Here is a 19956-nt window from a genome sequence, read left to right on the forward strand (position 1 = left end):
GCGCCAAGTCTCGGCTATGGAATGGCGAGACGAAGGCATTATCCTCGGAACGAGGCGGCACGGGGAAACCAGCGCTATCCTTGAACTGATGACCCGTGATCATGGCCGCCATCTCGGCCTCGTGCGCGGTGGGCGATCACGCCGTATGCAGCCCTTGTTGCAGGCCGGAAACCGCGTTGATGTCATCTGGCGGGCCCGTATGGATGAACATCTTGGCATGATGCAGGTTGAGCCTGTCAGCTTTTCAGCTGCACGCCTGATTGAACAGCCCGTCGCGCTTTATGGGTTGCAACTTGCTGCCTCGCATTTGCGCCTTTTGCCGGAACGTGATCCCCACCAGAACCTTTTCGAAATTCTCGCTGTCATTCTTGAACATTGCGAAGACACCATGATCGCTGGCGAATTGCTTTTGCGTTTCGAAGTGCTGATGCTGGAGGAGCTCGGCTTTGGCCTTGATCTGAAAAGTTGCGCCGCGACGGGTGTTGCCAGCGATCTGACTTACGTGTCACCCAAGTCGGGTAGGGCAGTATCCCGGGATGCGGGTGCGCCATGGGCGGACAAGCTGCTGGTCATGCCGCCTTTCATGGTCAACTCGAGCGTTCGGGCCATGTCGATGGCAGAGATCAGCGACGCATTTCGTTTGACCAGTTTTTTCTTCATGCGGCATGTGTGGGAGCCGCGCGCGCAAAAGCCGCCTGAAGCCCGCGACGGCTTTCTGAATGCTATCGCCAGATCATTGAAAAACAGCGAAGGACATGTCGTGTCCGCCGAAGAAAGGCCGGTTCCTCATGGGGAGTGATATTATGGACGCTATCGAGTTTCCGGCCGGAGTGGGAAAGCTTCCGCTTGGCGACTTGGCCATACGCAGCGGACTGGAGATATTGCAGGCAATGTTGCGCGGTGAATATCCAGCGCCGTACATTGCCAAGACACTATCTTTCACGCTTCACGAAGTAGCGCAGGATCGTGTGGTGTTCAAAGGACTGCCTTCTATCGAGCACCTTAATCCGATGGGCGGCGTCCATGGTGGTTGGATCGCAACATTGATGGATTCTGCCCTGGCTTGCTGCGTCATGACTACGCTGAAGCCGGGCGAGGCCTATACGACCGCAGAATTCAAGGTGAATCTGGTCCGCCCATTGAGTGCCAACATGGGGATGGTTTTCTGCGAAGGACGGCTTATTCACCGCGGACGGACGCTAGCTACATCCGAAGCATTCTTGAGAGATCAGAACGGGAAATTGCTGGCGCACGGCACCGAGACATGTTCAATTTTTCCTCTCGAAAACCTTGTTCGGACAAGTTAGCCGTTTGATTTCAATAAAATTTGTTGAAAATCGGCAACTTTTTCTTAGCAAATGACGCGTGGCAGACATGTGCCCGGATGAAGTCATTGACTTGATAATGCAGCTGTGCTGAACATTAATGCATTATAGAATGCAAAAGTTCTATTGGGGAGCGGTCGAGGAGGATCGCGGGGGAGGAAATAAATGGACAGTTTCTTGAGCGGCCTCAAGGCTGCGGTCGACGCAATGGGGCCAACAGTCCTGTTGCCTATTGTGATATTTATTATCGCTTTGATATTGGGCGCCAAGCCTGGCAGAGCTTTTCGCGCTGCGGTCACCATCGGTGTGGCTTTCATCGGTATCAATCTCGTATTGGGGCTTATGCTCACATCCATTGGCGACGTAGCAAAGGCTATCGTGACCAATACCGGTATTCAGCGGGATATCGTTGATGTGGGCTGGCCATCGGCTGCGGCCATCGCCTTTGGATCGTCGGTGGGACTTTGGGTGATTCCGATTGCAATTGCCGTCAACATCATCCTGCTTTTGACCCGCATGACGCGAACATTGAACGTCGATGTGTGGAATTTCTGGCATTTTGCCTTTATCGGCTCACTTGCTGTCGCGGCCACGAATAGCCTTGTTTATGGGTTGATCGTAGCTGCGCTCATGGTTGCGCTTTGCCTGTTATTTGCTGATTGGTCGGCAAAGGCCGTGCAAAAATTCTATGGCATTCCAGGCATTTCCGTGCCGCATCTCGCATCTGCGCAGATATTGCCAATCGCTATTGTGCTCAACTGGATCATGGATCGCATTCCGGGGATCAACAAGATTGAACTCAATACTGAAACATTCGAAAAGCGTTTTGGCGTCTTCGGTGAGCCGGTCATTCTCGGCCTGATCATTGGTTTGGTGCTCGGTATCATCGCGTACTACAATGCCGGTGATTTTGGCGTCGTTCTCACAAAGGTCTTGCAGACAGGAATGACTTTGGCAGCGGTGATGCTGCTCTTGCCCCGTATGGTCAAAATCCTGATGGAGGGCTTGCTCCCTGTATCAGATGCAGCGCAGGAGTTTGTTCGTAAGCGGACGGGCGATCGCGAATTGCTTGTTGGCCTCGATTCGGCAATTTTGATCGGACATCCGGCGGCAATTTCATCGTCGCTGATCCTTGTGCCGATCGCGATCATCCTTTCCGTTATTTTGCCCGGTAACCGCGTGATTCTGTTTGCTGATCTGGCGGTCATTCCCTTTATCGTTGCGATGACAGCCCCGCTGTTGAAGGGGAATGTCTTCCGCATGGTCATTGTTGGCACGTTCACGCTGGCAGTCGGCTTCTATGTTGCCAATGCGCTGGCGCCGCTCTTTACAGCAGCGGCACAGTCGTCTGGTTTCCAAATGCCCGCAAACGCTGTTCAGATCACAAGCGTGGTCGATGGGTTCCTTTGGATACCCTATGTCGTCATGGCGCTGATCAACAATCTGGGTGCAATCGGCCTTGCGGTTCTGGCCCTGATTATCGCCGGTGCATTCTGGGCTTACCGCCGCAACACAGCTGCCTGGGAACGGGCCGCTGGAGCGGAAGACGATATCCCGGACACCAACTGAACTGCATTGAGTGGAGTAACCAAATGGCGCAAGCCTTGATGAACTATCTTGACCCCGGGGCAATTATACTCGGGGTCAGGGCCGAAACCGACCGTGAGGTTATCAGCCTTCTGGCCGAGCGACTTCATGCCCTGGGATATGTCAAACCGAGCTTTGCAGATGCCGTGCTGGCCAGGGAATCCCAGTTGCCGACCGGGCTCCCGCTTGGCGGCGTGAACAATGTCGCCGTTCCGCACACAGATCCAGAACATGTTTTGAAGCCTGGTTTGGCATTTGCGACACTGATCCAACCTGTGGCATTCGCCAATATGGAAGATCCGGATGAGAGGCTGCCCGTCAGGCTGGTCTTTCTCATGGCTCTTAATGATAAGGACAAGCAGGTGGAAATGCTGCAGGAAATCGCCGGTGCAATTCAATCGCCCGAGACCATTGAAGCTTTGATCCAATCGAAATCCGTGGAAGACGTTTCGCGCTTACTCGGCTAAGTTGCAGGCGTGAATCAGGGGGGCATAAATGACTAAACCAAAGACTGTACTATTTGCTTGCGGCACCGGCATTGCCACGTCGACCGTTGTTGCTCATGCGGTTGAAGACGCATTGAAAAAGCGCGGCATAAGCATCGCAACGCGGCAATGCAAAACCACCGAAGTTGCCAGTCATGTCGCAGATGTCGATCTTGTCGTATCGACAGCGCAATTGCCAAAAGACTTGGGTAAGCCAGCCATTACAACACTGGCGTTCCTCACGGGCATTGGCAAGGACGACGTCCTCGACAAAATTGAAGCCATTCTCAAAGCTTGATTCTAACGCAATCGGAGTAGCCGCCCATTAATCCGGGCGGTGGTTTTGCGAGTATTCGGCAAAATAAAGCCTCACTCTTCGCGCAATCGACGCTTTTGATTATGGAGGCGGTGTTTGTATGCGTATTCTGGCGGCAATTTTGCTTTTTCTAAGCTTGGCGGGCAATTCGAGAGCTGCCGATCTCATTGGCTTCTGGGATCATCCCCAGCATGGCGGCAATAGCTTTAATCGTCTTCCTCCGGACCAAGCCTATTTCGATGCTTTGCGAAAGTATGGGGCGACCTGGGTTCGGCTGTCTTATGACAAGTGGAAACCCGCCCAGCGCGACGTTCTCATTGGAAATGCTGATCATTACGAGGGGATACCACCAGAAGATTTGGCAAATCTGAAACAAACATTATCTCGCGCTCATAAGGCCGGGCTGAAGGTTGTCATTGCGCCACTGTCTTTGCCTTGGATGCGATGGGCGCAGAATAATGATGGAAAGTTTGATGACCGTCTCTGGCAGGACAAAGCGAAGTGGCAGGATGCCGCGCGTTTTTGGCGGGAACTCGCTACGGCGCTGAAAGACGAGCCATCCATAGCGGCCTATAATCTGATCAACGAACCTGCTCCGGAAAAGATGGGCGGTGTGGGTGAGCATGCTCCTGCAAATGTGATGCAAGCTTGGTACGATCAACAAAAGGGTAGTGCTCGCGATTTGCCAGCCTTCTATGAGTTCCTGATAAAAGAAATCAGAAAGGTCGATCCTGCTACGCCTATAATGGTGGATGCGGGTTGGTATGGCGCCGCGGATGCTTTCGGCTACTGGCCGTCTGCACTTGCCGACACGAGGGTGCTCTACAGCTTTCACATGTATGAACCTTATGAAGCAACCAGCGCACCCAATATGAAGCGGGAGAAACCCTATTCTTATCCGGGGACGGTTCCGTTTGGTGGCGAGAAAGTTGAATGGAACGCACAAAAAGTATCGCAATATCTCGCACTGCCGGTAGATTGGGCAAAGGCGCGAGGGGTACCGCTCAATCGGTTGGTTGCTGGAGAGTTTGGCTGTATGCGACGCCTTGCGGGCTGCAAATCCTATTTGGATGATGTTCTCACTGCTTTGGAAGCAAACAAGCTGCACTGGGCATTTTATAGCTTTCGAGAGGATAGCTGGGACGGCATGGATTACGAGCTGGGATCCGGAAAAGTAAACTGGAAATACTGGGATGCCATCGAAGCAAACAAGCCTGATCCATTAAAACGACAACCAACGGCCGAATTCGAACCCATTCGCAAACGATTGCAACCCTGATGCGTAATAATGATCCCAAGCAGTTGAACAGAAGTGATTAGGTTCTAAATTGGGATGATGTATCAATCCCGAACGTTCTGCACATTATAAGTATCCGAGGAAAATGAAATGAAATTAGCTCTGTCAGCATTGGTTCTGGGAGCCATCACCCTCACAGGTTGTGCCAATTCGGGTAGTGTAAGTCCGCTCGTATGGTGCGATAGACCGACTGACATGAACCCAACTGTGTTCACCAATTGCACGCAGCGTGTGGGTGGCGATAGCCCATATAAGCGTGAGCGGGAAAGCCGACGCTATTACAATAATCGTTACTATAAAACATCCAGTTAGAACGTTCGATTGCGCGGCGTATGAGACGATATTCTGATACGCCGCAGGTTTTTCGACTAAAGTTCAAAAATCATGCACTTGAAGCCGACAAAATAATCCACTATCTAGAACGCAGCGGCCTTGCCGTTTTTCTTTTGATCATAAATATGCTCATATTGAGTATAAATGATCGGTGGCGGTGCCGAGAGGCTTACGCCGGATTGGATGTCCAGGAGGAATATGGATATGACCAACACTATCCGCACCAAAGCTGCAGCAAGCAGTTCCGTGAGCCAGTCCGCAGCGGACCGCTTTGGTATCCTCGAAATGCCGGACCTTACTTACACGCCTGAGGTTGCTGCCGAGACTGAGCATCTTTATGCCCGTGTGGCGCATCACATTCCCCGCATCGAATGGCCGGTCTATGCGCCCTACGTGGCTGCAATCAATCGGCTGAAGAAGCAGCGCAATGCAGTAATCCTTGCCCATAATTACCAAACGCCGGAAATTTTCCATTGCGTAGCGGATATTGTTGGCGACTCGCTGCAACTTGCCAAGGAAGCCACGAAGGTCGACGCCGAAATCATTATCCAATGCGGCGTCCACTTTATGGCCGAGACATCGAAACTGCTCAATCCTTCCAAGACAGTCTTGATCCCCGACATGAAGGCGGGTTGTTCGCTGGCGGAGTCGATCACGGGTGCCGATGTGCGGCTATTGCGTGAAACTTACCCAGGCGTTCCGATTGTTACCTATGTGAACACCTCGGCTGAGGTGAAAGCGGAAAGCGACATTTGCTGCACCTCGGCAAATGCAGTGCAGGTTGTCGAAAGCTTCGGCGTGGACCGCGTTCTTTGCATTCCCGATGAATTTCTGGCGCAAAACGTAGCAGCGCAAACTGATGTAAAGATTCTCACCTGGAAAGGGCATTGCGAAGTGCATGAGCGCTTCACAGCGGACGAACTTCTTGCCTATCGCGCTGCTGATCCGGAAATCCAGATCATAGCTCACCCTGAATGCCCTCCATCAGTTGTTGCGATTGCGGATTATACCGGTTCGACGAAAGGTATGATCGAATACGTCAAGGATAATCGTCCAGCCAAAGTGCTGCTCGTTACGGAATGCTCAATGGCGTCCAACATCGAGTCGGAAGTGCCGGAGGTGAAGTTCATCAAGCCATGCAATCTATGCCCGCACATGAAGCGCATCACCCTGCCCAATATCCTTGAAAGCCTTGTCTATATGCGTGACGAAATTCATGTCGATCCGCTGATAGGCGCGCGTGCGCGGCTTGCTGTCGAACGCATGGTCAATCTGAACAACTGACGCCGGAGGCGACACCCATGTCAACTCAATCCGATCCCGTCATCATCATTGGCGGCGGACTAGCGGGCTTGTTTTGCGCGTTGAAGCTGGCACCCCGGCCAGTCACGATTCTTGCGGCGGCGCCGATTGGGCGGGGGGCATCTTCTGCCTGGGCACAGGCAGGTATCGCCGCTGCCGTATCGGAAGGAGACACCAAGGATAAGCACGTCGCTGATACAGTTGCGGCAGGTGATGGCATCGTTGATGAGGTCATCGCCTCGCTGATGGCCAGCGAAGCCGCCTCGCGCGTTCATGATTTGCTCGGATATGGTGTGCCGTTCGATCGCGATCTGGAAGGGAAGCTTCAGGTTTCCCGCGAGGCCGCTCATTCCGAAAGCCGGATCGTTCGGGTTCGCGGCGACATGGCAGGGCGCGCTATTATGCAGGCTCTGGTCAAGACCGTTGAAAACACGCCTTCGATCCGCGTGATGGAAGGCTATGTCGTGGAAGATCTCATGGTCAGCCACGGTTCAGTTTCAGGGGTCATAGCGCGCACAGAGGCCGGTCGGGGTGCACAGGTTAAGCTGCAATCGCGAACAGTGGTCATTGCCACGGGCGGGATCGGGCACCTTTATGCTGTGACAACCAATCCGTCAGAAGCACGGGGTGAGGGCATTGGTATGGCTGCCCGCGCCGGTGCAATGATGGCCGATATGGAGTTCGTTCAGTTCCACCCGACTGCCTTGGATGTGAACAAAGACCCGGCGCCTTTGGCTACTGAAGCCTTGCGCGGTCACGGCGCCACGCTGATCAATCGTAATGGCGAGCGCTTCATGCTTAAAATTGATCCAGATGCCGAACTTGCGCCGCGCGACGTTGTCGCGCGGGGAATATACGCCGAAGTCATGAGTGGGCGAGGCGCTTGGCTGGATTGCACCAAGGCCGTTGGTGCTTCGTTTGCTGAGGAGTTTCCCACCGTCTACAAATATTGCCGCGACGCCGGTATCGATCCGGTAACGGAGCCCATACCCGTTGTTCCCGCAGCCCATTACTTCATGGGCGGAATTTTGACCGATGCGGATGGGCAAACATCCATTGATGGTCTGTGGGCCTGTGGCGAGTGCACGTCCACGGGTGCGCATGGTGCCAATAGGCTTGCCTCCAATTCGCTGCTTGAAGCTGTAGTCTTTTCTGCACGCATTGCCGCCAAGATTGGTGCAGTCAATGATGGGAAGTCGCAGGATTGGTCTAAGGGGTCAGTTGATCGCGACGATCTGACTGCCGAAAATGATACGGAAGCGATGACGACCCTGCGCAAGGCAATGAGCGAGAGTTTTGGGGTGGTCCGCGACAGAGACGGCATGCTGGCAGGATTGAGGATCATCGTAGAACTGGAGCGCTCCAATCGGGATGCCGCTTTCCGCAACGTGCTCGCGACGGCCAAGCTCGTCGCCGTAAGCGCCCTCAGGCGCCACGAGAGCCGCGGCGGGCATTTCCGTACCGATTTCCCCGAGAAACGTCCTGAATGGCAGCATAGGACGTTTCTGACGCTTGCTGATGCCGAATTGACGGTAAATGAATTGATGGAGTTCGCCTGATGGTCTCGCAGCTCGCCTATCCACCATCGCTGCCACAATTGCTGGTGGACGAAGCCGTGCGTTCTGCTTTGCTCGAAGATTTGGGCAGGGCGGGCGATATCACCACCAATGCTACCTTGCCGGAAGATGCGACTGCGCGAGCAGTTCTGTCGAGCCGTGAGGCAGGAACCATTTGCGGCATGGGCTTTGCCCGCACGGCCTTTGCGCTGATTGATCCTTCGTTGAATTTTATAATTCTCACAAAGGACGGTACGCGTGTAAAGCCCGGTGAGGACATTGCGCGGATAGAGGGAAATGCGCGATCCATTCTTTCCGCCGAGCGTGTCGCGTTGAATTTTCTTATGCATCTTAGCGGTATTGCCAGCTATACGGCCAAATTTGCCGATCTCATTGCTCACACGAATGCAAAGGTTTGCGACACGCGAAAGACCATTCCGGGCATGCGTGCCTTTGCTAAATATGCGGTGAAATGTGGCGGCGGATCAAATCATCGTTTTGGTCTCGACGATGCCGTTTTGATAAAGGATAATCATATTGCTGTCGCTGGTAGCGTAGCCAAGGCAATTCTCGCGGCGAGGGCCTATGCGGGACATTTGGTAAAAATTGAGGTGGAGGTAGACGGCATCGATCAATTCGAGGAAGCGCTCAGCGTGAATGCCGATGTGATTCTTCTTGATAATATGCGGCCGGAACTGCTTGAAAAGGCGGTGAAAATTAACGCAGGGCGTGCCAAGCTGGAAGCTTCCGGCAATATTGCCTTCGACACGATCAAAGCTGTTGCGGAAACCGGTGTTGATTACATATCGACATCAAAAATCACTATGGCAGCGCCAACGCTGGATATTGGACTGGATATTGTACTGACATGAAAGTCATTGCTACAACCGCGGAGCTTCGGGCTGCGCTGAAGTCTGAACGCCAGCAGGGAAAATCCGTTGGGTTGGTCCCGACAATGGGATATCTGCATGTCGGTCACATGGCACTGGTTCATGAGGCCAAGCGAGCTTGTGACATTACGGTTGTGTCCATTTTCGTCAATCCCACCCAGTTCGGCCCGAACGAAGATCTCGCTGCCTATCCACGCGACATGAAGGGCGATCTCGCCAAGCTTGAAGCGGAAGGTGTGGATTATGTTTTCACCCCGGAAGTTGCTGAAATTTATCGGCCGGGCGCACACACGATTGTTGATAATCCGCTGCTCTCCCGAATCCTGATCGGGAAAATCCGCCCGGGACATTTCCGTGGCGTAACGACAGTCGTCACGAAGCTGTTCAACATCGTGCAGCCGGATCACGCCTTCTTCGGTGAAAAAGACTATCAGCAGCTGACCATTATACGCCGCATGGTGGCTGATCTGGATATGCCGATTGAAATTACAGGTGTTGCAACGGTGCGTGAACATGACGGACTGGCCTGCTCGTCCCGCAATGCAATGCTGAGACCGGAAGATCGCAAGGCCTCGGTTGTCTTGGCAAAGTCGCTTGCAAAAGCAGAAGAGATGGTGGCGCAGGGCCAGCGCTCAGTGCCGGCAATACGCAATGCCGTTCGCGCGGTACTTGAGACGGAAAAGCGCGGGATCGTTGAATCAGTCGATATTCGCGATGCCGAAACACTGGATCCTGTGTCAGGCAAGTTTAAGCAGCCCGTCGTTGTGCTTTTAACCGTTCGCTTTGGCAAAGTGCGGTTAATCGATCAGCAGGTTATCGGCTGAAATCGGGTTGGGGGGATTATCATGAGCCAGCAAGTCATCACACGCCGCATAACTGCGCCGGAAATCAAGAGCCGTAAGGGTGCGACACCCATCGTTGCCTTGACCTCATATCACGCTACAACTGCTCGCATTGCCGATGAACATGCAGATATCCTTCTCGTCGGCGACAGCCTTGGCATGGTTTTATATGCAATGGATTCGACGCTCGGCGTGACGCTCGACATGATGATCATGCATGGCAAGGCCGTAATGCGCGGCTCGAAAAAGGCAATGGTTGTTGTCGATATGCCGTTCGGTTCCTATGAGGAAAGCCCTGAAGGTGCTTTTCGTAGCGCATCACGCGTCATGCAGGAAACCGGGTGTGGTGCGGTGAAGCTTGAGGGTGGCGTGCAAATGGCTGGGACCATCCGCTTCCTCACCCAGCGCGGCATTCCGGTCATGGCGCATATCGGTCTGACACCGCAGTCAATCAACACTCTTGGCGGGTTCAAAACTCAAGGTCGCGATACCGCGCTTTGGCCGCTTATCAAGGCAGACGCACAGGCCGTATCTGAAGCCGGAGCATTTTCGGTCGTTATTGAAGGCGTTGTTGAGCCGCTTGCTGCCGAAATCTCCCGCGAGATTGCAATTCCTACGATTGGAATTGGCGGCTCGCGCGAATGCGATGGCCAAATCCTGGTATTGGAAGACATGCTTGGCTATAACCCGAAGCCACCGCGTTTCGTGAAAGTCTATGGCGCGGTGGGTGATGCAATTGACCAAGCGGTCAAGGCCTATGCGGACGACGTTCGCTCACGCCAGTTCCCGGGCGATGAAAACGTCTATCCGCTGAAATAGCGCGGCTAGCCTTTGGCGCTGCAATCCGATTGTCCATCGGCCCAGCGGCGAACATCCGATGCGATACGATTGCCAAGCGAATTGCTCATCAGCGGACCAAATGCTTCCACTTTGGCAGGATTTCCTTCTGCATGAACCACCAGCAGAGGGCGTCCGCCAGGATTGTTGCCGGGTACAACCAGAATGCGCGGGCGGCCAGAAAACGAGTTAAGCTCGGGAGCAAGACGATAAGGCTTGAAGCTTGAATCGCCGGATTTAAACCAGCAGCTGTTTGCGGCAAGCGCAACGCGTTCCATTGTTGGAAGCGCTGCCTTGCTGGAGGAGAATGCCAAGCCGCCTGGACCGGGCTTGCTGGTGGACTGGCATCCGGCGAGTGCTGCAAGGGTGACAACTACGGCAACGCCGAATCCCGGTATCTTCATATTCATTCTCCAGTACCCGGTCATGTACCGGCTGCCGCTCACGGGCGGGATATGGGTCTAATTCTCGTGGATTCAGGCAGGCTCAAGTTCTTTCAGGAAAACTTTGAGGCCATCCGACATCTCGTACCAGACCAGTGATAGGTCCGAATCCTGAAGAATCAGTTGCTGATAGGCATCGAACTTTGGAAAATCGCTGAGAAGATCTTCCCGGCCCGATACTTTCCGGAAATTGTTGAAGACAAACCGGGTCGGGGTCAGCCAGGCATCTGCCAATGTCATTTCATTGCCGAGTGCATAAGGACCATCGCTCAAGAACTTCTCAAGTTCGGTTAAACCGATTTCCATCTGTTTGAACAGCTTGGCTATACGGGCATCGTCTTTGGACTTCCGGTGGAACAACTCGAACAATTCCATGACTGGCGCCAGAACTTCGAGTTCCGCGATGCGTGTCGTCATGCGCACGATGGCGCGATCGCGCGAATCGGCAGGTAGCAATGATGGTTCGGGAAAATGCTCTTCCAGATATTCTGCAATGACGGAGGCCTCAACAATTGTAAGCCCCGAACCGGTTATCAAAACCGGAATACGATTAAAGGGCGAGATTGCCCGGAATTCTTCCGGGATTGGAAAACCCGGGGGCGGGGCGACAACCTTGATTGGAGCCTTCTTGTAGTAGGCGATGCAGCGTACGATGGAGGAATAGGGGGATAGCGGCCGCGAATAAAGTTTCATGTCTGGTTCCTCCGTTTGAAACGCTGTTTCAACGCACTCCCCGCTGAAACAGCATTCACCAAACGTATAGGATTCTACTCAGGCGGCAACCCCGAGAATACCAGCAAACAACGCACGGCCATCGGTTCCCCCATGGGCGGCCTCAATCAGATTTTCCGGATGAGGCATCAGGCCCAGAACATTGCCTTGTTTGTTGATAATGCCGGCAATGTTATTGATGGAGCCATTTGGATTGGTGCCTTCGGCATAGCGGAAAACCACCTGGCCTTCGCCTTCGACGCGGGCAAGCGTTTCTGCATCGGCAAAATAATTGCCGTCATGATGCGCCACCGGACTGCTGATGATCTGACCATGCGAATAGCCGCGGGTAAATGGCGTATTGGCATTGGTGATTTCGAGCTTCACCTGACGGCAAACGAACTTCAGCGAAGCGTTACGCATCAAGGCTCCCGGCAGAAGGCCTGCTTCCAGGAGAATCTGGAAACCGTTGCAGACGCCCATTACCATGACGCCTTTGTTGGCCTTTTCACGAATAGCCTGCATGACAGGCATGCGCGCTGCAATTGCCCCGCAACGCAGATAATCGCCATAGGAGAAACCGCCTGGGATAACGATCAGATCGACATCTGGCACTTCGGTATCTGTCTGCCAGACCGTCTGAGGCTCAACGCCGGAGATTTTTGTCAGCGCCGCAATCATATCGCGGTCACGATTGAGGCCGGGAAGGAGAACGACTGCTGATTTCATTAAAGAAGCTCCACCGAATAATCTTCGATCACAGTATTGGCCAGCAGCTGTTCGCACATTGCCTTGAGTTTTGTCTCAGCACCCGCCTTGTCGCTGCCATCGAGTTCGACGTCAAATACCTTGCCCTGACGCACGGAACCGATGCCGTCAAAGCCCAGACTGCCCAACGCGCCAACAATTGCCTTGCCCTGTGGATCAAGAACGCCATTCTTCAAGGTTACAGTGACACGTGCCTTCATTACCTGTTTCTCCGTCGAGTGCTATTTAACCAGAACCGGCCCGCTCGGGCGCGTCTGATCGTTTTCATTCATGATGCCCAGACGGCGCGCCACTTCCTGATAGGCTTCGATAAGTCCGCCCATGTCGCGGCGGAACCGATCCTTATCCATCTTTTCGGCGGTCTGGCTGTCCCAGAGCCTTGCGGAATCCGGCGTAAATTCATCGGCGAGAACTATGCGCATCATTTCGCCTTCATATAGCCTGCCACATTCGATTTTGAAATCGACAAGCTGAATTCCCACACCAAGAAACAATCCGCTCAAAAAGTCATTGATGCGAATGGCCAGTGCCATGATGTCATCAATTTCCTGCGGTGCTGCCCAACCGAACGCCGTAATGTGCTCTTCGGAAACCATCGGATCGTCGAGTTCATCATTTTTATAATAGAACTCGATAATCGAGCGCGGCAGGACGGTGCCCTCTTCGATGCCCAGACGCTTGGCGAGCGATCCGGCGGCGATATTGCGCACAACGACCTGCAGCGGAATAATCTCGACTTCCTTGATCAACTGCTCGCGCATGTTAAGGCGGCGGATGAAGTGCGTCGGTATCCCCATACGGTTCAATTGCGTGAAGATATATTCCGAAATGCGGTTGTTGAGGACACCTTTGCCGTCAATCACTTCGCTTTTCTTCGGATGGAGCACTGTTGTATCATCTTTGAAGTGCTGCACCAGAGTGCCTGGTTCTGGTCCTTCATAAAGGATTTTGGCTTTGCCTTCGTAGACACGGCGGCGACGGTTCATTTAAAATCTCTGGTATTGGAGTTATCGGTCGGCCTTGGTCCAAGCCGTCATGTTGGCGCGCTAACTATCGCAAAAGCAAGCATTTCACAATGATGCATTGTAGAGCTCCCCTGTTTTATGGGTTATAAAGCGCTGCTAAGACGCTATAGGCAATGAAGTTGAATTGAGACTTTCGATTTTTTGCGAAGTGTTTATAGGAGACTTGGACACGATCTATATGTGGTTCTGCCTGAAAAACGCCGCAAGACCAGATATATAGGGATTACCCAACCATTTGCGGGAGCAATAAAAGATGAGCATGGAAGATCGCAAAAACGCAGCTGAAAATAAATACGCGCATGATGCCGAAGTAAAATTCCGCGCAGAAGCACGGCGTAACAAGCTGCTTGGCCTTTGGGCTGCGGAAAAGCTGGGCAAGACCGGCGAGGAAGCCGAAGCCTATGCCAAGGAAGTCATCGTTGCAGATTTTCATGAAGCTGGTGACGAAGATGTGTTCCGCAAGATCCGGGCAGATTTTGATGCCGCAGGCGTCGACAAGTCCGATCATCGTATCCGCCGGACGATGGAAGAACTGATGATCGAGGCTATTCGCCAGATCGAAAGCGCTTCGTAAGCCGAGCCGATACTGATTATTTATACAAGCCGCCCTACGGGGCGGTTTTTTATTGCAGCGATAATTGCGACAATCCGCGAAGGATTTTTGTTTTCTTTGACCTTGACCGGCATTGTTCTGCGTTTGCAATATGAATGGTCACAGGGAAGGTAAGAATCATGTCATTAGCGTCGCGTCTCAGAGCCGGAGAAACAATCTATTCCGGCTGGTCCAGCATGACCGATACCCTGGTGATGGAAGCCCTTTGCCGCACAAGGCTTTCCGCTGTCCTGCTCGATATGCAGCATGGCGCACATGACACCGCCAGCGTTGTTGCATTGACCGGCGTGTTGCGCAGTGCCGGAAAGCACACCGCAGTTCGCGTGCCGGTTGGCCGCTTTGACATGGCAAGCAGGGCTTTGGATATAGGCGCTGAAGCTGTTATTGCGCCCATGATCAACACAGTGGCTGATGCAAAGCTTTTTGCCGCAGCGATGAAATATCCGCCATTGGGCGAACGTTCCTGGGGCCAATTGCGCGGTCGCCCAGGTGGCTATGTCTCGGGCGGTTCCGGCGGATACCTCGAACAGACCAACACGGACACGTTGGCCTTTGCCATGATCGAAACCCGCGCAGCATATGAAGCCTTGGACGATATTCTCGCTGTCGACGGAATCGACGGTATTTTCGTTGGCCCCTCGGATTTTTCAATTGCGTGGAGCAATGGCACGGAAGTCAATGCTGGTTCCGAAGCGATCATTGAGCCTTTGACCGAAATCGCAAGGCGCTCCAAAGCCGCTGGTAAACTTGCCGGAATCTATGCCGGCAATGCAGCATTGGCGAAACGTTTTTCCGGTCTGGGATTTACCTATTTGCCGCTTGCTGTGGACACAACCTATCTAACTGATGGGGTGCAAAGCCTATTGAACGAGATAGAAGTGTAAACCAAGCCATGCGCAAGGCCTTCAGCTATCGCGCAGATCCCTCGGTACCTGACTTCCCTGACGATCGCCCCATCCTGATCTTCGATGGAAACTGCGTCCTATGCTCCGGCTTCGTCAATTTCCTTTTGCGTGCCGACAAGAAGCGGCGTTTCCGGTTCCTGTCGGCGCAATCTTCGCTTGGCAGTGCTCTTTTTCGGCACTATGGGCTCGTTTCTCAGGACTATGAGTCAAACATTTTGCTCGAGAAGGGGATGATCCGGATCAAGTCGGATGGATCGCTGCGAGCAATAGAGATCTTGGGATTTCCCTGGTCGATGGCTTGTGCTGCCCGAATTGCCCCGCGTTTGTTTCGCGATTGGCTTTACGATTATATTGCCCGAAATCGCCTCAACTGGTTCGGCATTCGCAATAGCTGCTACGCGCCCGACCCATCCGACGCTGATCGATTTTTAGGATGATCGGCAATAGGTCGTTTCATTGATCAAAGCTTGGAGAGGAATTGCGCAAAGACCATCGTTCCTTCCGGCCAAGGCCCATGACCGGACTCCGAATTGAGATGACCGGACTCTCCAGCATCCACAATCACTGATCCCCAAGCCGCCGCCAGATCGTCGGCAACTTCATAGCTGCAATAATGATCATTCCGGCTTGCAACCACCATCGACGGAAATGTGAAGGGCTCGCGAGGGTAGGGGCCGAAGGTCATGAGATGCTTCGGACGGATTTTCGGATTGGAAACATCTGGAGGCGTAACCAGAAATGCGCCTTTGACCTTATCGCCGACATGAGGAAGAGCATGGATAAATGTAGGCACGCCGAGAGAATGAGCGACCACCACGACGGGGCGTGTTGCCTCATTTATTGCCTTGGCAACTGCTGCAACCCAATCTTCACGAACCGGCTTTGACCATTCGGCCTGCTCGACCCGGCGCGCTGTGGAAAGCTTGCTTTCCCAACGGCTTTGCCAATGATCAGGACCGGAATTTGTGTAGCCGGGAATGATAAGAATATCGGTATCTTTAACTTTCATGTGCCGTATTTAGGAAAGTTGCGCCTATTTCGCAATATCGAACACAACGGGATCCCTCTCGATCCGGTAAACAATGCTCGCTTCATAGTTCATTATTTGCGAACAGCCTGTTCGCCGCCACGGCTCTTGTGCAGTAGGTGGTGAAAGCCGATTTTCATCACAACGAAACGAACAATGCGAAGTACGATGCAATTTACACGCCGGGAACTGGTTGGTGGAACTTTAGCCCTTGTCGGAACGGTGGCCAGTACGCGCGCGGAGGCAAAAATGACGGACGTATCTTTTGCTGCAACAGCCCCGACTTATGTGTCGAAGATTGGCATCAAAGCCAAGGATGCTGATCTGCTTTCAAGCTATTACCAGGATGTGGTGGGCTTGCGCGAAATCTCACGCAAGGGACAATCGATCATACTGGGTGCCGGCGAAACGCCGCTGCTTGAAATAGAACAGGCCACCGTCCGTGCCGATGATCCGCAAAGCGCCGGACTTTATCACACAGCTTTTCTGCTGCCGGAGCGGGCTGATCTGGCGCGATGGGCGAGGCGCGCGATTGATCAGCGCACACCTATTGTCGGTGCATCGGACCATCTGGTCAGCGAGGCGATCTACCTGACCGATCCTGAAGGTAACGGCATTGAAATCTACGCTGACCGCCCGCATGAAAAATGGACATGGAATGGCTCTGCTGTGACAATGGCAACGGAACCGCTGGATGTCGGCAATCTCCTGACCGAAGCCACAGCCCAGCCTTGGACAGCTGCTCCAGATGGAACCATGGTCGGCCATCTCCACTTGCGGGTCGGCAACGCCAAGGAAGCTGAAGCATGGTGGCATAAGGAGCTTGGTCTTCAAACCGTTGCTGCCTATGGTGCCGGTGCTGTGTTCATGTCCACAGGCGGCTATCATCACCACGTGGCTGCAAATGCCTGGCAGAGCCGGGGAGCCGGACGACGTGACAATGATCGATCCGGCTTGGCCTGGGCTGAGTTCAGCTCGGCGGATGCAAAGGAAGAGCGTGAGATCATTGACCCTTGGGGCAATGTTATCCGTATTGTTCCGGCCAAAGCCTAACCCGGCTTATCCGTATCGACACCCTCCCAGTATTCAACCTGGGAGGATCGCACATAGCCTTCGCCCATAAGGCGGACGCCGACACGTTGATTTTCCGGATAGAACAACACCTCATTAGGGTTTTTCTCTCCGATCATCAGGAAACGGCAGGGTGCATCGCTGTGATTGTAAAATGAATGCCCAGCTTTTTGACCGGCGGGAAAGCAGACATAGTGCCCTGCCTTCATGACATATGCCTTATCGCCAAGCTTCAAAGTCATTTCACCTTCGAGAACGAAGGCATGCTCTTCCTCAAGCATGTGATAGTGGTTGAGGCTCGATTCCATTCCCGGTGAAAGTTCTTCAAGCTGAACCCCGACATGGATTGAGCCGCCAAATCCTGATAAATACCGATAGGTGCTGCCGAAGCGTGTGCCTTGCGACCACTCTTCAACCGGAACGTCCTCCGAGGAAAATGGCTCGAAAATGCCGTCGGCGTTCATGGATGTAGGCTTGTCATTCATTTGCAGCTCCTATGACCGGTTACCAACCCTGAGGCCCGCTACACTTCGCTCCTCAAGAACGTTATGCCGGAACTGGTAAAGTGCGGCGGGACGCCCCCGTGCTTGTATCTGCTCAGCACCGGTCGGCTCCACCAATTCGGTAGTTTCGACAAGCCGCCGAAAGTTCTGTTTGTGTAAATGACGTCCGGAAATAGCTTCAACGGTCTCTTGCAGTGCCGTCAAGGTGAAGGCGGGCGGCATCAGTTCAAAGACGACCGGACGATATTTCAGCTTCGCACGCAGTCTGGAGATCGCCGTTGCCAAGATGCGGCGGTGATCAAAGCTCATGGCGAGGCCGGGCAGGCAGCGTGCAGGAGTTCTGTCAGCCCGCCCGTCGCGTATCGCTTCCTCGATAAGTCCCGCCTCATATAAAAGCTCATAGCGCTCAAGCACGCGTTCTTCATCCCAAGCTATATTCTCATCACCAAAGGCCATGCGAAAACGGCTTAGCCGAGATGGCAATGCGTTTGCCTCCGCCCATTCCTGCAAGGCAGGGCGAATTTCTTCGTCGATCATGGCGGGCTTGCCGCCGCGCCAGTCTTCCCACGGTAAAAAGGAATACCAGTTTCGCCAGCGTGCGCCTGATTTGCGAAGTTGCTCGCTGCTATTTTCGGAAATGCGGGTAAGTGCAAGATATCCGACAGAAACAACGTGCAATCCGCGATCTTCGACCGTTTTGTGCCTGCCCCGATCGCCGAAAGTATAAAGCTGCTCGACATATCCGAGTTGGAGCGGCGTTTGCTCGGCCACCCATTCGCGCAAGCCGGTTTCAAAAGTGCGATGTTCAAGTGGGTTGAATGGACCGAAGGGCAATTCATCTCTTTCCGGTTGGCCACTGGAAGAGGTCGTCAAGATAAGAGGATCATTATTGGCGACAGCAGCGATTGCTGCACTCAGATTGATTTCAACTGCATTGAGCGCGGTCGTCATGTGTCTACCGTTAGCGGAAGAATGAAGGGGGTGCCCTCAAAGGCGTCTTCGCCGCGGCCAATGGCCTTTATCGCGTCCACCATGCGTCCTCTGCGATCCAGCAGATCGTCAGCAAGCGCAACCAGCAAAGCATTCGGCGTTGCAGATGGAGCATTGCGGCGGAGTGTTTGCGCCAATTTGGTTTCGTCCAAATCCGGATTGAGTGCGAGTGCAGTAATGTAAGCTCCAGCAGTAGAACGCGAGATCCCGGCATAGCAATGAATGAGCAAGGGGGCTTCTCGATCCCAGCGCCGCCCAAACTCGATAAACTGACTGATATGATCGACAGAGGGATGAATCATTCCATCAGATGGCTCTGTGATGTCATTGAAACCAATGAATAAATGGCGTGTTTCCTCAATCTCTACCGGTCGGTTGAATTGCGAGCCGACATTCATGAGAGTGAGCATATCCCTAACACCAAAACGTGACGCTGTTTCAGCGATACGCGAGACGGGTGATACAATGAGATGCGGCATAGTCTATCCTTTGATGCGCTGTTGATCTAACGCAGCAAAGCGCAATAAAAACGCGTTCTGGGCATTTTGTGTGGGAAGTGGTGTCAAGTCCAGACCTTGCGGGTCAATACCACGCGGGCGTCCGAAAAACTGGACTGCTTCATCGGGCAAAAAACCCGCGAGCAGTGTCGCTTCGTGATATGCGGCCACGGCATCGGCGCGTTTTATTTGCCTGCGAAGCTCCTGACTGATGATCGGAGTGAGCGAAAACCTCAAATGTATGGCGTGCTGCAATCGCAACTCAACGGCCTTGTAATCGCCTCCGACCACGGCTTTGAACGGCGAAATCATATCGCCAATGACATATTCCGGGGCGTCATGCAAAAGTGCGATCAGTCTTTGCTCGGTTGTTATCTGTGGGAAGAGGCGGCCAAATATTTCCTCCACCAATAGCGAGTGCTGAGCGACGGAGTAAGCATGTTCGCCTGTCGTTTGGCCGTTCCAGCGGGCTACCCGTGAGAGGCCCTGTGCTATGTCTTCAATCTCGATATCCAGTGGCGATGGATCAAGCAAATCTAGGCGTCGGCCCGACAACATGCGCTGCCAAGCCCGCATTTCCGGCTCGATTGAATCGTCCTGTCTGGGCGCGGCCCTTTCTGACATTATAATTCC

The 19956-nt window shown here is 53.4% G+C and carries 26 protein-coding genes; 16 read left to right on the top strand and 10 right to left on the bottom strand.

What is annotated here, in order from left to right; all coding sequences use genetic code 11:
• The first annotated feature begins 16 nt into the window (after positions 1 to 16).
• From recO to panB, 12 genes are all read left to right on the top strand, one after another.
• Positions 17 to 799, top strand: coding sequence for a DNA repair protein RecO (recO, locus tag V9K92_RS08650; protein ID WP_115051850.1), 783 nt, complete (start codon positions 17 to 19; stop codon positions 797 to 799).
• A gap of 4 nt (positions 800 to 803) precedes the next feature.
• A complete protein-coding gene (locus V9K92_RS08655; RefSeq protein ID WP_336440975.1) occupies positions 804 to 1307 on the top strand; it encodes a PaaI family thioesterase in 504 nt (167 codons plus the stop codon).
• Between the two features lie 183 nt (positions 1308 to 1490).
• On the top strand, positions 1491 to 2894 hold the full coding sequence (locus tag V9K92_RS08660) for a PTS galactitol transporter subunit IIC (RefSeq protein WP_115051848.1): 1404 nt from the start codon (positions 1491 to 1493) through the stop codon (positions 2892 to 2894).
• Positions 2895 to 2917: 23 nt separating this feature from the next.
• A complete protein-coding gene (locus V9K92_RS08665) occupies positions 2918 to 3379 on the top strand; it encodes a PTS sugar transporter subunit IIA (RefSeq protein WP_307283839.1) in 462 nt (153 codons plus the stop codon).
• Between the two features lie 28 nt (positions 3380 to 3407).
• A complete protein-coding gene (locus V9K92_RS08670; RefSeq protein ID WP_115051846.1) occupies positions 3408 to 3695 on the top strand; it encodes a PTS sugar transporter subunit IIB in 288 nt (95 codons plus the stop codon).
• Positions 3696 to 3813: 118 nt separating this feature from the next.
• On the top strand, positions 3814 to 4992 hold the full coding sequence (locus V9K92_RS08675) for a glycoside hydrolase family 5 protein (RefSeq protein ID WP_337353784.1): 1179 nt from the start codon (positions 3814 to 3816) through the stop codon (positions 4990 to 4992).
• Positions 4993 to 5100: 108 nt separating this feature from the next.
• Positions 5101 to 5322, top strand: coding sequence for a hypothetical protein (locus tag V9K92_RS08680; protein WP_162802417.1), 222 nt, complete (start codon positions 5101 to 5103; stop codon positions 5320 to 5322).
• Between the two features lie 225 nt (positions 5323 to 5547).
• A complete protein-coding gene (gene nadA, locus V9K92_RS08685; RefSeq protein WP_337353785.1) occupies positions 5548 to 6627 on the top strand; it encodes a quinolinate synthase NadA in 1080 nt (359 codons plus the stop codon).
• Between the two features lie 17 nt (positions 6628 to 6644).
• Positions 6645 to 8204 carry an L-aspartate oxidase gene (locus V9K92_RS08690; protein ID WP_337353786.1) on the top strand — a complete coding sequence of 520 codons (1560 nt, stop codon included), beginning with the start codon at positions 6645 to 6647 and terminating at the stop codon, positions 8202 to 8204.
• A complete protein-coding gene (gene nadC / locus V9K92_RS08695) occupies positions 8204 to 9073 on the top strand; it encodes a carboxylating nicotinate-nucleotide diphosphorylase (RefSeq protein ID WP_115051843.1) in 870 nt (289 codons plus the stop codon). The genes V9K92_RS08690 and nadC overlap by 1 nt, the downstream gene beginning before the upstream one ends.
• Complete coding sequence (gene panC, locus V9K92_RS08700; RefSeq protein WP_115051842.1) at positions 9070 to 9915, top strand: pantoate--beta-alanine ligase; 846 nt, start codon at positions 9070 to 9072, stop codon at positions 9913 to 9915. The genes nadC and panC overlap by 4 nt, the downstream gene beginning before the upstream one ends.
• 21 nt (positions 9916 to 9936) lie before the next feature.
• Entirely contained in the window at positions 9937 to 10752 is an 816-nt protein-coding gene (gene panB / locus V9K92_RS08705) for a 3-methyl-2-oxobutanoate hydroxymethyltransferase (RefSeq protein ID WP_115051841.1), read from the top strand.
• Positions 10753 to 10757: 5 nt separating this feature from the next.
• Here the strand turns inward: panB and V9K92_RS08710 are convergent, their stop codons facing one another.
• The 5 genes from V9K92_RS08710 to purC all read right to left on the bottom strand — a co-directional run bounded on the left by V9K92_RS08710 (position 10758) and on the right by purC (position 13678).
• Positions 10758 to 11174 carry a hypothetical protein gene (locus V9K92_RS08710; protein ID WP_115051840.1) on the bottom strand — a complete coding sequence of 139 codons (417 nt, stop codon included), beginning with the start codon at positions 11172 to 11174 and terminating at the stop codon, positions 10758 to 10760.
• A gap of 72 nt (positions 11175 to 11246) precedes the next feature.
• The gene (locus tag V9K92_RS08715; protein ID WP_336440982.1) at positions 11247 to 11906 is read right to left on the bottom strand and encodes a glutathione S-transferase family protein; all 660 of its coding nucleotides are present in this window, start codon (positions 11904 to 11906) and stop codon (positions 11247 to 11249) included.
• Positions 11907 to 11984: 78 nt separating this feature from the next.
• On the bottom strand, positions 11985 to 12653 hold the full coding sequence (gene purQ, locus V9K92_RS08720; protein WP_115051838.1) for a phosphoribosylformylglycinamidine synthase subunit PurQ: 669 nt from the start codon (positions 12651 to 12653) through the stop codon (positions 11985 to 11987).
• Positions 12653 to 12892: a phosphoribosylformylglycinamidine synthase subunit PurS gene (gene purS, locus V9K92_RS08725; RefSeq protein ID WP_115051837.1), complete on the bottom strand. Its 240-nt coding sequence runs from the start codon at positions 12890 to 12892 to the stop codon at positions 12653 to 12655. The genes purQ and purS overlap by 1 nt, the downstream gene beginning before the upstream one ends.
• A 21-nt stretch (positions 12893 to 12913) precedes the next feature.
• Positions 12914 to 13678 carry a phosphoribosylaminoimidazolesuccinocarboxamide synthase gene (gene purC / locus V9K92_RS08730; protein ID WP_307283868.1) on the bottom strand — a complete coding sequence of 255 codons (765 nt, stop codon included), beginning with the start codon at positions 13676 to 13678 and terminating at the stop codon, positions 12914 to 12916.
• Between the two features lie 292 nt (positions 13679 to 13970).
• Here purC and V9K92_RS08735 point away from each other — a divergent pair, with 292 nt between their 5' ends.
• The 3 genes from V9K92_RS08735 to V9K92_RS08745 all read left to right on the top strand — a co-directional run bounded on the left by V9K92_RS08735 (position 13971) and on the right by V9K92_RS08745 (position 15672).
• Positions 13971 to 14291 carry a DUF1476 domain-containing protein gene (locus V9K92_RS08735; protein WP_115051835.1) on the top strand — a complete coding sequence of 107 codons (321 nt, stop codon included), beginning with the start codon at positions 13971 to 13973 and terminating at the stop codon, positions 14289 to 14291.
• Between the two features lie 158 nt (positions 14292 to 14449).
• Positions 14450 to 15214 carry an aldolase/citrate lyase family protein gene (locus V9K92_RS08740; protein WP_115051834.1) on the top strand — a complete coding sequence of 255 codons (765 nt, stop codon included), beginning with the start codon at positions 14450 to 14452 and terminating at the stop codon, positions 15212 to 15214.
• 8 nt (positions 15215 to 15222) lie between these two features.
• Positions 15223 to 15672 (top strand): thiol-disulfide oxidoreductase DCC family protein, encoded by a 450-nt coding sequence (locus V9K92_RS08745; protein ID WP_337353787.1) that lies wholly within the window; start codon positions 15223 to 15225, stop codon positions 15670 to 15672.
• Positions 15673 to 15695: 23 nt separating this feature from the next.
• Here V9K92_RS08745 and V9K92_RS08750 read toward each other — a convergent pair whose 3' ends face one another.
• A complete protein-coding gene (locus tag V9K92_RS08750; protein WP_115051832.1) occupies positions 15696 to 16244 on the bottom strand; it encodes an alpha/beta hydrolase in 549 nt (182 codons plus the stop codon).
• Between the two features lie 186 nt (positions 16245 to 16430).
• Between V9K92_RS08750 and V9K92_RS08755 the strand changes: the two genes are divergently transcribed.
• Positions 16431 to 17315: a VOC family protein gene (locus V9K92_RS08755; RefSeq protein ID WP_435530185.1), complete on the top strand. Its 885-nt coding sequence runs from the start codon at positions 16431 to 16433 to the stop codon at positions 17313 to 17315.
• On the opposite strand, the gene V9K92_RS08760 is transcribed toward V9K92_RS08755, so the two are convergent.
• Genes V9K92_RS08760 through V9K92_RS08775 form a run of 4 tightly spaced genes read right to left on the bottom strand, consistent with a single transcriptional unit; the run spans position 17312 to position 19947 of the window.
• Positions 17312 to 17818 (bottom strand): cupin domain-containing protein, encoded by a 507-nt coding sequence (locus tag V9K92_RS08760; protein WP_337353789.1) that lies wholly within the window; start codon positions 17816 to 17818, stop codon positions 17312 to 17314. The two genes, V9K92_RS08755 and V9K92_RS08760, sit on opposite strands and share 4 nt — an antisense overlap.
• A 9-nt stretch (positions 17819 to 17827) precedes the next feature.
• Positions 17828 to 18787, bottom strand: a complete 960-nt coding sequence (locus V9K92_RS08765; RefSeq protein ID WP_336440987.1) for an NUDIX hydrolase — start codon at positions 18785 to 18787, stop codon at positions 17828 to 17830.
• A complete protein-coding gene (locus V9K92_RS08770; RefSeq protein ID WP_337353790.1) occupies positions 18784 to 19305 on the bottom strand; it encodes a tyrosine phosphatase family protein in 522 nt (173 codons plus the stop codon). The genes V9K92_RS08765 and V9K92_RS08770 overlap by 4 nt, the downstream gene beginning before the upstream one ends.
• Positions 19306 to 19308: 3 nt before the next feature.
• Entirely contained in the window at positions 19309 to 19947 is a 639-nt protein-coding gene (locus tag V9K92_RS08775; protein WP_115051827.1) for an HD family hydrolase, read from the bottom strand.
• Between the last annotated feature and the right edge of the window lie 9 nt (positions 19948 to 19956).

The organism is Phyllobacterium sp. CCNWLW109 (assembly GCF_037203905.1).
In the GTDB taxonomy this organism is placed as follows: domain Bacteria; phylum Pseudomonadota; class Alphaproteobacteria; order Rhizobiales; family Rhizobiaceae; genus Phyllobacterium; species Phyllobacterium ifriqiyense.